General features: G+C 65.9%; 14 protein-coding genes. 6 read left to right on the top strand and 8 right to left on the bottom strand.

All coding sequences use genetic code 11. From position 1 onward, the window contains the following. Positions 1–148: 148 nt before the first annotated feature. A complete protein-coding gene (locus PEM_RS11755; protein WP_072168514.1) occupies positions 149–2,938 on the bottom strand; it encodes a TonB-dependent receptor in 2,790 nt (929 codons plus the stop codon). Positions 2,939–3,152: 214 nt separating this feature from the next. Here PEM_RS11755 and apbC point away from each other — a divergent pair, with 214 nt between their 5' ends. Then, the gene (gene apbC, locus PEM_RS11750) at positions 3,153–4,007 is read left to right on the top strand and encodes an iron-sulfur cluster carrier protein ApbC (RefSeq protein WP_005418013.1); all 855 of its coding nucleotides are present in this window, start codon (positions 3,153–3,155) and stop codon (positions 4,005–4,007) included. Between the two features lie 78 nt (positions 4,008–4,085). Next, complete coding sequence (gene dcd, locus PEM_RS11745; protein WP_005418012.1) at positions 4,086–4,658, top strand: dCTP deaminase; 573 nt, start codon at positions 4,086–4,088, stop codon at positions 4,656–4,658. A gap of 106 nt (positions 4,659–4,764) precedes the next feature. Here dcd and PEM_RS20295 read toward each other — a convergent pair whose 3' ends face one another. From PEM_RS20295 to PEM_RS11735, 3 genes are read right to left on the bottom strand one after another with little or no spacing between them, the layout of a single operon-like run. Next, positions 4,765–4,932: a DUF5668 domain-containing protein gene (locus tag PEM_RS20295; RefSeq protein ID WP_005418011.1), complete on the bottom strand. Its 168-nt coding sequence runs from the start codon at positions 4,930–4,932 to the stop codon at positions 4,765–4,767. Between the two features lie 15 nt (positions 4,933–4,947). Beyond that, positions 4,948–5,370, bottom strand: a complete 423-nt coding sequence (locus PEM_RS11740; RefSeq protein WP_005418010.1) for an HIT family protein — start codon at positions 5,368–5,370, stop codon at positions 4,948–4,950. Continuing rightward, a complete protein-coding gene (locus tag PEM_RS11735) occupies positions 5,367–6,038 on the bottom strand; it encodes a dienelactone hydrolase family protein (protein ID WP_111126966.1) in 672 nt (223 codons plus the stop codon). The genes PEM_RS11740 and PEM_RS11735 overlap by 4 nt, the downstream gene beginning before the upstream one ends. A gap of 203 nt (positions 6,039–6,241) precedes the next feature. On the opposite strand from PEM_RS11735, the gene rimO reads away from it, so the two are divergent. Together rimO and PEM_RS11725 are read left to right on the top strand one after the other, a co-directional pair. Beyond that, positions 6,242–7,603 (top strand): 30S ribosomal protein S12 methylthiotransferase RimO, encoded by a 1,362-nt coding sequence (gene rimO, locus PEM_RS11730; protein ID WP_111126964.1) that lies wholly within the window; start codon positions 6,242–6,244, stop codon positions 7,601–7,603. After that, positions 7,600–8,424 (top strand): DUF3025 domain-containing protein, encoded by an 825-nt coding sequence (locus tag PEM_RS11725; RefSeq protein ID WP_111126962.1) that lies wholly within the window; start codon positions 7,600–7,602, stop codon positions 8,422–8,424. Before rimO ends, PEM_RS11725 begins: the two co-directional genes overlap by 4 nt. A gap of 86 nt (positions 8,425–8,510) precedes the next feature. On the opposite strand, the gene greB is transcribed toward PEM_RS11725, so the two are convergent. Next, positions 8,511–9,017 carry a transcription elongation factor GreB gene (greB, locus tag PEM_RS11720; protein WP_005418006.1) on the bottom strand — a complete coding sequence of 169 codons (507 nt, stop codon included), beginning with the start codon at positions 9,015–9,017 and terminating at the stop codon, positions 8,511–8,513. 88 nt (positions 9,018–9,105) lie between these two features. Then, positions 9,106–10,611, bottom strand: coding sequence for a helicase HerA-like domain-containing protein (locus PEM_RS11715; protein ID WP_111126960.1), 1,506 nt, complete (start codon positions 10,609–10,611; stop codon positions 9,106–9,108). A 121-nt stretch (positions 10,612–10,732) separates the two neighbouring features. On the opposite strand from PEM_RS11715, the gene PEM_RS11710 reads away from it, so the two are divergent. Continuing rightward, positions 10,733–12,343, top strand: a complete 1,611-nt coding sequence (locus PEM_RS11710) for a transglycosylase SLT domain-containing protein (protein WP_111126958.1) — start codon at positions 10,733–10,735, stop codon at positions 12,341–12,343. A gap of 23 nt (positions 12,344–12,366) precedes the next feature. After that, entirely contained in the window at positions 12,367–12,714 is a 348-nt protein-coding gene (locus PEM_RS11705; protein WP_005417993.1) for a ribonuclease E inhibitor RraB, read from the top strand. A gap of 109 nt (positions 12,715–12,823) precedes the next feature. On the opposite strand, the gene asd is transcribed toward PEM_RS11705, so the two are convergent. Both asd and PEM_RS11695 read right to left on the bottom strand, forming a co-directional pair. Next, a complete protein-coding gene (gene asd, locus PEM_RS11700; protein WP_053501139.1) occupies positions 12,824–13,666 on the bottom strand; it encodes an archaetidylserine decarboxylase in 843 nt (280 codons plus the stop codon). Further along, positions 13,663–14,313 carry an SCO family protein gene (locus PEM_RS11695; RefSeq protein WP_005417991.1) on the bottom strand — a complete coding sequence of 217 codons (651 nt, stop codon included), beginning with the start codon at positions 14,311–14,313 and terminating at the stop codon, positions 13,663–13,665. The genes asd and PEM_RS11695 overlap by 4 nt, the downstream gene beginning before the upstream one ends. Positions 14,314–14,396: the final 83 nt, after the last annotated feature.

The raw sequence follows: 14,396 nt of genomic DNA, 5'->3' as shown, positions 1-14,396 counted from the left end.
CGTATCTGTTTGATCTGTATCGCATTGTCACCATTCCGTTCGAAAGTGACTTTTTCCTGAATGGGACGGTTCGGCCTGATCGTAGGAAAAAAAAAGGCCCCGCCGAAGCGGGGCCTGGTCCAGACACGCGGTCCGGAATACGACGGGATTAGAAGTCGTACTTGACCTGGGCCGAGATCTGACGGCCGTAGACGCTGTAGAAGCCGTCGTTGAACGGGGTCGATTCGTTGCCCGGGTAGTTGTAGCGCTGGCCTTCCGGCAGCTTGTTGAACACGTTGTTGACCATCAGCGACAGGGTCAGATCGTCCTGTGCCTGGTAGTTCAGGCTCATGTTGTACGTGGTGTACGAGCCCCACTTGCCGGCCTTGGCGCCGGAGGAGTGGACGTAGTCGTAGCTGCGGCCGGTGTAGGCCAGGTAGTTCGGGGTGCTGCCGACGTAGTTCGCGTACACGGTGGTGGTGAACTTGGAGATGGCCCAGCCCACCGACACGTCGCCGCGTACCTTGGCGAAGTTGTCGTAGTACCACATGTTGTACGGATCGCTCAGCAGGTCCAGCTTCTGCGCACCCGGCAGGGCCACCACTTCACGCTTGAGCATGTTGGTGTAGTTGCCGGAGAACATCAGCGAACCGAAGCGGCCCAGGTCCTGCTGGTACTTGGCACCGACGGTCACCGCTTCCAGGTTCTGGCTGGCCACGTTGAGCTTCGGGGTGTACACGCGGGTCAGGTTGCCACCGGCGTCGCGGGTCACCCAGTCGGTCACGTTCTGGCAGCTGGCCGAGGTGTTGTTCGGCAGGCCGTTGTGGCACTGGTACTCGGCCAGCAGCAGCTGGTCGGTGCTCAGGGTCTTGACCTCGTTCTTGATCTTCCAGTTGTAGTAGTCGACCGACAGCGAGAAGTTGCTCACCGGGGCCCACACCACGCCTGCGCTCCACACGTCGGCGGTGATCGGCTTCAGGTCCGGGTTGCCGGACTTTTCGCTGTACACCGAGGTGGTCTTGTAGAACGAGCAGGCTTCGTCACGCAGCGCGTAACCCATCTGGCTGCAGCGGTAGTAGTCGTTCTGGCCGGAGGCGAACGAGCCGCTCATGCCCTGGAAGGCATCGGACAGGGTCGGCGCGCGGAACGCGGTGCCGTACTTGCCGCGCAGCAGCAGGCTTTCCACCGGACGGTATTCCAGGCCGATGCTGTAGGTGGCCTTGTCGACGGTCTTGTCGGCGATCTTGAAGGCGTCATAGCGGCCCGAGGCGCTGATGGTCAGCGACTCGAACACCGGCATGCGCAGTTCGCTGGTCACCGCGTAGTTGCTGCGGTGGCCGGCACCGGCCACGGCGCTGGCGCCCCACGCGTTGCCATCGACGAAGGCCTGGTCGGGCGAGTAATCCCAACCCTCGCTGCCGCCTTCCAGCACGACGGCCAGGCCGGCGTCGCCGCCCGGCAGGGAGAACAGCGAACCGTTGGTCACCTGCACGCGACCGAGGTTCTGCCAGGTCTTGCTGCGGTGGGTGCCATAGCCGGTGAAGCTGGCGAACTGGTCCGGGGTGATCGGCGAGTAGAAGGCGGTGTAGTTCGGGTTGTAGATGCCGAAGCCATCAGCGGTGGTGCCCAGGCGCGGGCCCAGCACGGTGTCGCCGAAGAAGCCTTCGATCTTGTCCTTCCAGCGCGCGAAGCGGTTCTGGTCCAGACGGTATTCGCCGCGGGTGAAGCTGGCGCTGTAGTCCCAGTCGCCGACCATGCCCTTGCCGCCCAGGGTGACCTGGTAGGAACGGCTCTCATCGGAGTTCAGGATGTTGTTGTAGTGGCCCGGGCCGATTTCTTCCGGCGCGAAGGCGCGCTGCAGGTTCACGACCTTGCCCAGGCCCTGGTCGTAGAAGCCGCCCATCACCGACTTGGTGCCCCACCACAGGGCGCTGGAGCCGGAGGTGAATTCGGTCTTTTCCTTGCTGTACAGCACGTCGGCGAACAGCTGGAAGTTGTCGTTCACGTCGAAGGTCATCGACGAGTAGAACTGGCCGCTGTTCTTGCCGTTCTTCAGGGTCTTGTAGCCGGCGCTGTACACCGAGCCGCACGATTCGCCCGATGCACGCTTGCCGACGGTGGTGGTGCCGTCGTACAGGCCTGCCACGTTGGCGCAGCGGGTCGGGTCCATCATGTACAGCTTGTTGTCGGCGTTGCCGATGACAGCAAAGTCGTTCGACGGCAGCTGCGCGGTGTAACCGACAGGGTTGTTCTGCTTGGTGATGTCACGCTGGTAGCCCCAGATCGGGCTGCCGTTTTCGATCTGCACGTTGACCAGGGCGTGGAAGCGGTCGTCGAACGCGTTGAAGCCCTTGGCGGCGCTGAAGCGGATGTTGCTGCCACCACCTTCGGTGTAGGTACCGCCACGGATCGACATCGTGCCGCCGTCCATGCGTTCCTTCAGGATGATGTTGACCACGCCGGCGATCGCGTCCGAGCCATACAGCGACGACTGGCCGCCCGGCAGGACTTCGATGCGCTCGACGATGTCGATCGGAATGCCGCTGATGTTGTTGAACGACTCGCTGCCGTTGTACAGCGCCGGATACGAGAGCATCGGGCGGCCGTTGATCAGGTACTTGGTGTAGCCCGGATTCAGGCCGAACATGCCGGCGGCTTCGGCGCCTTGGGTGAACGCACCCGAGGTCTGGCCACCCTGCAGGCCGCCGGTGGTCAGCGATGACTGCTGCAGCACTTCAGCAACACTGCTGAAGCCGCGGGTCTGGATGTCTTCGGCGGTGATGGACATCACCGGGGTCTGGGTTTCGACCTGGGTCTGCGGGATCAGCGAACCGGTGACGGTGATCTTGTCCAGGTTGGTCGCCTTGTCCTGGGCCATTGCCGGGGCGGCGGCCATCAGAGCGGAAATCAGGGCGACGGCGAGCGTGTTGCGACGTGCGGTATTGCTGACGTGTTTCATGTAGTTCCAATGGAGAGCAAAAAACAAAAACGGCACTGCGCATGCGCCATCGCGCGGGCCGGAACAGCGGGCTCCGCAGCTCAAAACAGTGCTGATCGAACGTAACATGAACTTAACAATCTGTGCACGAATCCGTCGCAATCCTGAATTTCAGTCAGGTTACGTCCAGCTTGTATGATGTTGGGTTATCCCCCTGACTCCGCCGGTGCTCGTTGTGAACAGTTCTCCCCGCCGTCCCCATGCCAGCCAGGTCCAGAAGGGACTTACGCCGCATGCCCGCATCCGCAATGTCATCGCGGTCGGTTCGGGCAAGGGCGGCGTCGGCAAGTCCACCACCTCGGTGAACCTGGCCGTGGCGCTGCAGCAGCTCGGTGCGCGGGTGGGCGTGCTCGACGCCGACATCTACGGCCCCAGCGTGCCGGCCATGCTGGGGCTGTCCGGCCGCCCGGAAAGCCCGGACAACAAGAGCATCGAGCCGCTGCGTGCGTTCGGCGTGGACACCATGTCGATCGGCTACCTGATCGAAGAAGACACCCCGATGATCTGGCGCGGCCCGATGGCCACCTCGGCGATGACCCAGCTGTTCAACGATACCCTGTGGGACGACCTGGATTTCCTGCTGATCGACCTGCCGCCCGGCACGGGTGACATCCAGCTGACCCTGACCCAGAAGATTCCGCTGGCCGGTGCAGTGATCGTCACCACGCCGCAGGACATCGCCACGCTGGATGCGAAGAAGGCGCTGAAGATGTTCGAGAAGGTCGAGGTGCCGGTGCTGGGCATCGTCGAGAACATGGCGGTGCACACGTGCAGCAGCTGCGGGCACATCGAGCACCTGTTCGGCGAGGGTGGCGGCGAGCGCATGGCCGCGCAGTACGGCGTGCCGCTGCTGGGGTCGCTGCCGCTGCAGATCGGCATCCGCGAGCAGGGCGATGCAGGCACGCCGATCACCGTGGCCCAGCCGGATTCGGCACCGGCCCAGGCCTACCGCCATGCCGCGCAGCGCCTGATCGAGGAAGTCGGCAAGCGCCCGCGGGCCTCGATCCCGATCCTGTCCTCGCTGCTGTAAGTGCCGGGGCAGGGGCCGCCGGCGCAGGCCGGCCCCCTGCTAGAATCCTCGCGCCCCCTCGTACCCCCAGGACAAAGCATGAGCATCAAGAGTGACCGTTGGATCCGCCGCATGTCCGAGCAGCACGGCATGATCGAGCCGTTCGAGGCCGGGCAGGTCAAGCAGGCCAACGGCCAGCGCATCGTCAGCTATGGCACGTCCAGCTATGGCTATGACGTGCGCTGCTCGCGCGAGTTCAAGGTGTTCACCAACATCAACTCGACGATCGTCGATCCCAAGCACTTCGATCCGGGCAGCTTCGTGGATATCGTCGGCGATGAGTGCATCATCCCGCCGAACAGCTTCGCGCTGGCGCGTACCGTGGAATACTTCCGCATTCCGCGCGATACCCTGGTGGTGTGCCTGGGCAAGAGCACCTACGCGCGCTGCGGCATCATCGTCAACGTGACGCCGCTGGAGCCGGAATGGGAAGGCCACGTCACCCTGGAATTCAGCAACACCACGCCGCTGCCGGCGCGCATCTACGCCAACGAAGGCGTGGCGCAGATGCTGTTCTTCCAGGCGGCCGCCGATGACATCTGCGAGACGTCGTACCGCGACCGTGGCGGCAAGTACCAGGGCCAGACCGGCGTGACCCTGCCGCGGACCTGAAGATTGCAGGCGATCTGTAGAGCCGAGCCATGCTCGGCTTCAAGGCAGGGCAGCCGAGCATGGCCCGGCTCCACATGAAGGAAGGCGGCGCAATGCGCCGCCTTCCTTATTTGCCGCGACCGAACAGCATCGCGATGCCGACACCCACCAGGGCCACCGGCCACCAGGTCAGCAGCAGCTTGGACAGGTTCAGGTGCGTCCAGCCGAGATTGCTGGCGAGCATGAACAGGCCGATCAGGATCAGCAGGACGGCGGCAACGAGGTTGAATCGCATCGGGTCGGCGAAGGCTCAGGACAGGGCCGGATATCCTAGCCGTTCCTTCCAGTAGGCGACATGCTGGTCCAGCGCCGCCGGCTCGTAGCGGTGCGCCGGGCCGCTGCCCCAGACCGGGCCCGGCCAGGCCGGATCACCGTCATGGCGGCCGATCACATGGAAGTGCAGCTGGCGCACGATATTGCCCAGCGCCCCGATGTTGATCTTTTCCACCCCGTCGGAGCCCTTCAGGGCCTTGCAGGCGCGGTTGAGCTCGGTGCGCAGCTTGTCCTGCTGCTCGCCGTCCAGCTCGATCCACTCGGTGACCCCGGCCAGGCGCGGTACCAGCACCAGCCAGGGGAATCGTTCGTCGTTCATCAGCCGCACTTGCGACAACGGTCCTTCCGCCACCAGCACGCTATCGGCGGCCAGGCGTGAATCGAGTTCGAATTCGCTCATCCAAGATGCTCCGAGAAGAAGTCCAGGGTGCGTTGCAGCGCCAGGGCGGCGCTGTCTGGATCATACGCATGTCCGACCTCCCGGTTGAAGGCATGATCGGCCGGATAGACGTAGGTGGCCATCTGCGGCAGCTTTTCGCGGTGGGCCTGCACGGCTTCTGGCGGGATGCTGCGGTCCTGGGCGCCGAAGTGGAAGATCACCGGCGCCTTGGGTGGCTCATCGAGGAACTGGACGTTGCGGGCGCCGTAGTAACTGACCGACGGCAGCCCCAGGCGCACTGCGGACAGCATCGCCACCGTACCGCCCCAGCAGTAGCCGACGGTGCCGACCTTGCCGTAGGGGGCCAGCCGGGTCGCCGCCGCGCGGACCACTTCCAGCGCACGCTCCATGCCCAGCGCGCCGACCCGTTCCAGGCCCTGCTTCACGCCTTCGGCGTCGTAGGGCAGCGCGTCCGGATCGGCGTCGGGGCCATCGAGCAGGTCAAAGAACGAGGGCGCCAGCACCGCATAGCCTTCCGCCGCGAAGCGTTCGGCCACGCTGCGAATATGCGGATTGGCGCCGAAGATTTCCTGCACCACCACCAGGCCGCCGCGCGCGGTACCCTCCGGCAGGGCCTGCCAGGCCCGTACCGGGCCGTGATGCGTATCCAGGGTGATCCACTCGGCCATCGTTTCCATCTCGTTGTGGGGAACAGAACGGCATTGTCGGTGCTGCATGGGTTAGCGCGATGTCAGCGGCTGTGCGGGATCGGGCGGCTGGCCATTCAGAGCGCGGCCGCCAACCCCGGTATACTGGCGCCCTTTCAGGCCCCGGCCCCCAGGAACCCCTGCCACGACGGCAGGGGCCCAGGCCCCCAGAGTCCCGCGATTCCATGTCCCAGCTGAACCCCAAAGTCGGCTTCGTCAGCCTTGGCTGCCCGAAGGCCCTCGTCGATTCCGAGCGCATCCTCACCCAGCTCCGTTCGGAAGGCTACGACATCGTCCCGTCCTACGATTCGGCCGACGTGGTGGTGGTCAACACCTGCGGCTTCATCGATTCTGCGGTGACCGAGTCGCTGGACGCGATTGGCGAAGCGATGAACCAGAACGGCAAGGTCATCGTCACCGGCTGCCTGGGCAAGCGCCCGGAGCAGATCCGCGAGGCGTACCCCAACGTGCTGGCGGTGTCCGGCCCGCAGGATTACCAGAGCGTGATGGAAGCGGTGCATGAAGCACTGCCGCCCAAGCACGATCCGTTCGTGGACCTGGTGCCCGACTACGGTATCAAGCTGACCCCGCGCCACTACGCGTACCTGAAGATTTCCGAAGGCTGCAACCACAAATGCAGCTTCTGCATCATTCCGTCGATGCGCGGCAAGCTGGTTTCGCGCCCGGTGGACGAGGTGCTGCGTGAAGCCGAGCGCCTGGTGCGTGGCGGCGTGCGTGAGCTGCTGGTGGTGTCGCAGGACACCTCGGCTTACGGCGTGGACGTGAAGTACGCCGAGAAGATGTGGCGCAACAAGGCCTACCAGACCCGCCTGAAGGCGCTGTGCGAAGGCCTGTCGGAGCTGGATGCATGGGTGCGCATGCATTACGTCTACCCGTACCCGCACGTGGACGAGGTGGTGCCGCTGATGGCCGAAAACCGCATCCTGCCGTACCTGGACATTCCGTTCCAGCACGCCAGCCCCCGCATCCTGCGCCTGATGAAGCGCCCCGGCGCGGTGGAGAAGACCCTGGAGCGCGTGCAGAACTGGCGCCGTATCGCGCCGGACATCACTGTGCGTTCGACCTTCATCGTCGGCTTCCCGGGCGAGACCGAAGCCGAGTTCGAGGAACTGCTGTCGTTCCTTGACGAAGCGCAGCTGGATCGCGTGGGTGCGTTCGCCTATTCGCCGGTTGAAGGCGCGACCGCCAACGATCTGCCCGATGCTGTGCCGGAGGAAGTGAAGCAGGAGCGTCTGGCCCGCTTCATGGAGAAGCAGGCGCAGATTTCCGCTGCACGCCTTGAGGCCAAGATCGGCACCGTGCAGCAGTGCCTGGTCGACGCCATCGAAGGCGACATCGCCGTGGCCCGCTCCAAGGCCGATGCCCCGGAGATCGACGGCCTGGTGCACATCCAGAATGCCGACCAGGTGCCGCTGCGCGTGGGCGAATTCGTCGAGGTGGAGATCACCGAGAGCGACGAGCATGACCTGTACGGTGACGCGCTGGCGGCCGCCCCCCGTCCGGCGTTCGACCTCAAGGTGCTGTGACCGCAGCGACGGCCGCCACTGGCAACGGCGGCGGTTCACGACGCTTCGTACCGCCGCCACGTGCGGCGGTAGCTGCACGGCAGTTCGAGCATCCGCTGTTTGCCGGACTTCAGGACTTCCGTGACCTGCTGGACGGCACCGCGTGGCCGACCATCGCGGCGCTCGATGCACGTCTGGCCGTGCCTGGCAAGCGCCTGGTTGAACAGGACGCCGCGCTGCTGGCCGATGGCCTGCATTATGAGGCGCGTATCGCGCAGGGACGCATCGCCACCCGTGCCGGCAACTGGCACGACCTGTTCAATGCGCTGGTGTGGGCCTCACAGCCGCAGCTGAAGCGCGCGCTCAACGTGCGGCAGTGCCTGCATATCGAGGCGATGCCACCCGGCCAGCGCAACCGCGCGCAGGCCGCCTTGACCCAGTTCGACGAAACCGGCGTGATCGTGCGTGTGCGCGATGACTCACTGCTGGCTGCCTGGGATGCACACGACTGGCCCGCGTTGTTTGAGCCGGTGAACTGGCAGACCGGTGACATCGCCATCACTGTGGTATTCGGGCATGCGCTGATGGAACAGGCACTGCTGCCGGGGCGATTGCTGGTCGGCAAGTGCGTGGTGGTGCAGGGCGATGTCGAAGCCGCCTGTATCGACGTGGTGAGCGCTGCCATTGCCGAGGGCAGGGCAGTGACCGATCCGCTGCAGCTGCGTCCGCTGCCGTTGGCTGGAATCCCAGGCTGGCACGACGTGCAGGATTCCGCCTTCTACCGCAATGCCGACTATTTCCGCCCGCTGCGCGCAGGACGCACGTACCCGCCACCGTTGTAGAGCCGAGCCCATGCTCGGCTGCGTTGCCCATCAGCCGAGCATGGGCTCGGCTCTACAACGGCGGCGAGGTCGGGCATGGCTCGACGCTACACAGGCTCGTACTCCACGCCGATCACTGCAAAGGTGAACTGCCCGCCGGGCAGCTCCACCGAGAACTCATCATCCAGCCGCTTCTTCAGCAGCGCACGCGCCAGGGGGGAATCGATGCTGATCCAGCCCAGGCCCGCATCGGTCTCATCCGGGCCGACAATGCGATAGCGGCTGGTGTCGCCGCTGTCCACGTTCTCCAGTTCCACCCACGCGCCGAAGAACACTGCGAGCGGATCGGTTGGCGTCGTATCGACCACGCGCAGCGATTCCAGCCGCTTGGTCAGGTAGCGCACGCGGCGGTCGATCTCGCCCAGTTGCTTCTTGCGGTAGGTGTACTCGGCGTTCTCGGAACGGTCGCCTTCTGCTGCAGCGGCGGCGAGCGCTTTCACCACTTCCGGGCGGCGCACGCGCCATAGCTCATCCAGCTCGGCCTTCAGTCGCGCATGCCCGGAAGCGGTGATCAGGGCGGTGCTTTTTTCTGCGGGGGGACGCCAACGGGACATGCAATACGACTTCTTTTCTGGATGACGAATGAGAGAGCAGGGTCAGATCCCTTTCCAGCGGAAAGGGCTCTGACCCCAGCAGGGGCAGCTAGCGCTTGCCGCCGAAGATGCCACCGAGGATGCCGCGCACGATCTGGTTGCCCAGTTTGGTGCCGACAGTGCGCGTGGTCTGCTTGGCCATGGTTTCGATCATGCCCTGGCGGCGCTTGGTGCCGAAGATCGCGTCCTTGATGGCCTGGCCGAAACCCCCTTCCTGAGCTTCGTCCTGCTCGCGGCTGCGCGCGGCCGGCGCCTGTGCCTGCTCGATGCTCTTCTGCGCGCGCTGGGCCAGCAGTTCGGCGGCCGATTCGCGGTTGATCGCGGTGTCGTAGCGGCTGCCGACCGGGCTGCCGGCGCGTACCTGTGCACGCTCGGCCTCGGTGATCGGTCCCATCCGGCAGCGCGGCGGCGCGATCAACGTCTGCTGCACGGGCATCGGCACGCCCTTGTCCTGCAGCGTGGATACCAGTGCCTCGCCGGTGCCGAGCTGGCCCAGCACCTTGGCCACGTCCAGCTTCGGATTCGGCACGAACGTCTCGGCCGCGGTTTTCACCGCCTTCTGGTCGCGCGGGGTGAACGCACGCAGTGCGTGCTGAACGCGATTGCCCAGCTGGCCGAGAATGTTGCCCGGCACGTCGTCGGGGAACTGCGAGCAGAAGTACACGCCCACGCCCTTGGAACGGATCAGGCGCACCACCTGCTCGATGCGCTGCACCAGCGACGGCGGTGCATCATCGAACAGCAGGTGCGCCTCGTCGAAGATGAAGACCAGCTTCGGCTTGTCCAGGTCGCCCACTTCCGGCAGCTGCTCGAACAGTTCCGACAGCAGCCACAGCAGGAAGGTGGAATAGAGCTTGGGCTTGAGCACCAGCTGGTCGGCGGCGAGGATGCCGATCATGCCGCGGCCGTCGTGGTTGACCCGCATGATGTCGGCCAGTTCAAGTGCCGGTTCGCCGAAGAAATTCTCGCCACCGTCCTGCGCCAGGCGCAGCACCGAACGCTGGATCGCCGCGATCGACTGCGCACTGACCAGGCCGTACTCGGTGGAAATGTCCTTGCGCTCCTCGGCAACCAGGCCGAGCAGGGCGCGCAGGTCGTCCATGTCCAGCAGCAGCAGGCCGCGGTCGTCGGCCAGCTTGAATACGATGTCGAGTACCCCGGCCTGGGTGTCGTTCAATTCGAGGATGCGCGACAGCAGGGTCGGGCCCATCTCGCTGACCGTGGTGCGCACCGGGTGGCCCAGTTTGCCGTACAGGTCCCAGAAGATGGTGGGGCTGGCGGCCGGCGCATAGTCGGCCACGCCGATCTCGGCAGCACGCTGGAGCAGGTTTTCTGCGCCGGTGCCGGGCACGGCCAGGCCGGAGACATCGCCCTTCACATCGGCCAGGAACACCGGCACGCCCCGTCGCGAGAAGCCCTCGGCCAGGGTCATCAGGGTCACGGTCTTGCCGGTACCGGTGGCGCCGGCCACCAGGCCGTGGCGGTTGCCGAGTTTCGGCAGCAGGGTGACGGCAACATCGTCGGTAATGCCTTTGCCGAGCAGAATCGGATCCATGGTCCAGCCCTTGTGATGAATAGCCCAATGTTAACGCCGGCAGTGACGGTCCGAAGGTCGGCTTGCCCGGACCTTGGCGGCGCCGCTACTCTGCCTGCCTGTTTCGCACACAGTGCCATCAATGCCCGTTCCTGTCCTGATTTCCCGCGGTTGGCCGCTGCTGGCCCTGGCCGGCCTGGTTTCCCTGGCGCCCGACGCCCACGCACAGCGGGTTTCGGCCCGGGACAAGGTGAAGGTGGATGCGCTGCAGCAGCGCATGACCGCCGCCGAAAAGCGCTACGGCGATGCCCTGCTGCTGGTCGCCAACGCCGATCCCAAGGGCAGCAACGAAGCCGATGCCGCGCTGGAGGACATGGAAGATGTCCTCAACGACTGCGTCAAGCAGAAGGGCTGCCAGATGGGGACCCTGCTGGCCAGCTACAAGCGCCTGCTCAAGCACGACGCCGATGCCGCCGCCAGCGATGACGTGGCCGATGAGGGCGGTGACCGTCTGGAAGCCGACCCGGACCACATCGGCCCCCTCACCGCCGACGTGCCCGAGGCCGCGCGCGCTGCCGCGCTGTTGAACGACAAACGGCACGCCTTCGACAGCATGGTCGAGTACAACCCGGCGGTGCAGGCCGGCATCCGTCGCTGGCTGACCGACATGCGACCGGCGCTGCTGACCAGCTACGAGAATTACCAGAACCTGCGCGCGGTGATGTGGCCGGAGTGGGAAAAGCGCGGCCTGCCCGAGGCGCTGCTGTTCGGGATCATGGCCAAGGAATCCAACGGCCGTGTGCATGCTTCCTCGCGCGCCGGCGCCGCCGGCCTGATGCAGTTCATGCCGGCCACCGGCCGCCGTTTCGGCCTGGGCCCGGACGGCACCGGCTTCGATACCCGCTTCGACGCGCGCAGCGCCGCTGAAGCCAGCGCCAGCTACCTCAACGAGCGCCTGCGCGAACTGAACAACAACGTGGAAATGTCGGTGGCCGCCTACAACGGTGGCGAAGGCCGTGCCGCGCGCGTGTTCAAGCAGAGCGCCGGCCAGAGCTTCTGGACCGACAGTGTCTACAACCAGTTCCCGGGCGAGACCAAGGACTACGTGCCGATGGTGATTGCCGCGGCCTGGATCTTCCTGCACCCGCAGCAGTACGGCGTGGAGTTCCCGAAGATCAGCGCGCAGCCGGCCACGCTGCGGCTGGCAAAGTCCACCACAATCTATGAATTGACCATCTGCCTGGGCAGCCACGGTACCCGCGATGGCTACATGCGTGCGCTGCGCAACCTCAACCCGCGCTATGAGGCCGATGGCTGGATTCCGGCCGGTACGCTGATCAACGCCACCACCCGCATCGCCGGCCTGTACCAGCGCAACTGTGTCAGTGGTCCGCGTGCCGACCTCGCCCGCACGCTGATCACCGCTGATCTCAACGCGGCGATCAAGCGCCCGACCGCGGCGAGCTATACCGGCAGCGTGGCGGTGGGTGGTGTGGTGCCGGTGGCCGACGCGGCTGCATCCACCAGCGTGCCGACCGCACCGGTGGCTGCAGTGGCGGCACCGCGCCCGGCGCCGGCCGCCCGGCCGAAGCCGGCGCGCAGCCACAAGGTGGGTCGGGGGGAGACCCTGGGCGCCATCGCCGCGAAGTTCCAGTGCGACCTGCCGACCCTGGCCCGCGCCAACGGCCTGAAGCCGCCGGCCTACAGCCTGCGCCAGGGCCAGACGCTGAAGCTGCAGGGCTGCGACAAGTAATTCCCAAGACCACTGGAATCCGTATGGACCTCGAAGCCACCCGCAACCTGTTCGCCAACCTCCGCGAGAACACCGACTGGGACATCAACGGCCCGTTGCTGTGGGGGTATTTCTTCGTCCACGCCAGTGCCGAGCCGCTGCAGGCGCTGGCCCAGCACCTGCAGGCACAGGGCTACACCTTCGTGGAACTCTTCGAGCAGGAACCGGAAGAGGGCGACGCGCCGTTCCACGTGCTGCACGTGGAGCGCGTGGAAATCCACGACGAAGCCTCGCTGGACGGCCGCAACCAGGAATTCGCGGCGCTGGCCGCGGAGCACGGAGTGGAAGACTACGACGGCATGGACGTCGGCCCAGCACCGGTCCTGCAGTAATCCGCTTCTGACTGTAGAGCCGAGCCCGTGCTCGGCTCTACAGACCCGGTAGTGCCGGCCGCTGGCCGGCATTCCGTTGAATCCATCCACGCGTCGCGTGGATCTACGGTCAGCGCAGCTTTGCCAGGGCCTGGCCCAGCTGCACAGGGCTTTCGGCGCCCAGCTGCGGGGCGAATTCGGCTACGCCCGGCGGCAGCAGCACCACCACGGTCGAGCCGTAATTGAAGCGTGCCATCTCGGCGAAACGCTCCAGCTTGATGCCCTGGCCGCGGTAGTCCTTGCGGGTGATGCGATCGCCGTAGGCCGGGATCTCCTCGCCGCTCCACACGGTTTCCACGCCGGACACCAGCAGCGCGCCAACCATCACGCTGACCATCGGGCCGAAGCTGGTGTCGAAGTGGCAGACCAGGCGCTCGTTGCGGGCGAACAGGCGCGGCACCCCGTTGACGGCCGCAGGACCGACACTGAACAGGCGTCCTGGCACGTGCACGGTTTCACGCAGGGTGCCGGTCCACGGCATATGCACGCGGTGGTAGTCGCGCGGTGACAGGTACACGGTGGCGTACAGACCGTCGTTGTACGGCTTGGCATCCTCGTCGCTGCCCAGCAGCTCGGCGGCGGTGAACGACTGGCCCTTGGCCTGGAAGATGCGGCCGGCCTCGATCTTCCCCAGCTGGCTGATGCGGCCGTCGGCCGGCATCACCAGGCTGCGCGGATCGGCATCGGCCACGCGCGCGCCCGGCTTCAGCGCGCGGGTGAAGAACTGGTTGAAGGTCGCATAGCTGCGCGGGTCCGGGTTGGCCGCTTCGTCCAGGTTGACGTTGAACTTGCGGGTGACGGTGTCGATCAGCCAGCGCGACACGCGCGGATCGTCCGAGTACGCCAGCGAGCGTGCCATCGAGGACAGCAGGCGATGGGGCAGGGCGTACGTCAGGGCGGTGGTGAGGCTCATGGGGCGGTTTTCTCGGTCAGCTTCTGCAGGTCGCGGGCGATCGCCGGCGCATTGAACGGGGGGCGCACCAGGCCGGCAAGGCGGCCCTGCGGGTCGAGCACGGCCAGGCTGGCCGAATGCTCGACGGTGTAATCCTCGGGGTTTTCGTCGAAATGCTTGCCCGGCACTTTCTGGAACACGAAACCCAGCGAGGTGGCGAAGCGCTCCAGCGAGGGGATATCGGCGGTGGCGGCCAGGGTGTCCTTGTGGAAGCCGTGCACGTACTCGCCCAGGCGGGTGGCGCTGTCGCGGTCCGGGTCGACCGAGATGAACAGCACGCGCGGGCGCAGGCCATCGGGCAGGGCCTCCCACTGGTTCTGCGCGCCGGCCAGCTCGGCCAGGGTGGTCGGGCAGACGTCCGGGCAGAAGGTGAAGCCCAGGAACACCAGGGTCCAGTGGCCCTTCAGTTCGCCCGGGATCAGGCGGGTGCCGTCGGACTGGGCCAGGTTGAAGTCGGGCAGTTCACGCGGCTGCGGGTACAGGGTGATCGCTTCGGTGGCCGGGGCGTTGGCCGGCGGCTTCGGCGCGAACACCTGCTGGGCGGCGAGCAGGCCAAGCCCCGCCGCCAGGGCGATCAGCAGGATGATGCCGGCATTGCGATTGAACATGGGGGCTCCCACGCGAAATGGGCTCCATCATACCGGCTGCGGCCCGATCGTTTCCGCCGCAACGGATGCTGCCGCGGGCGCCA

Source organism: Stenotrophomonas sp. Pemsol (genome assembly GCF_003586545.1).
Lineage (GTDB): Bacteria > Pseudomonadota > Gammaproteobacteria > Xanthomonadales > Xanthomonadaceae > Stenotrophomonas > Stenotrophomonas sepilia.
The sequence above is the reverse complement of the archived record's forward strand: the minus strand, read 5'-3'. Positions and strand labels throughout refer to the sequence as shown.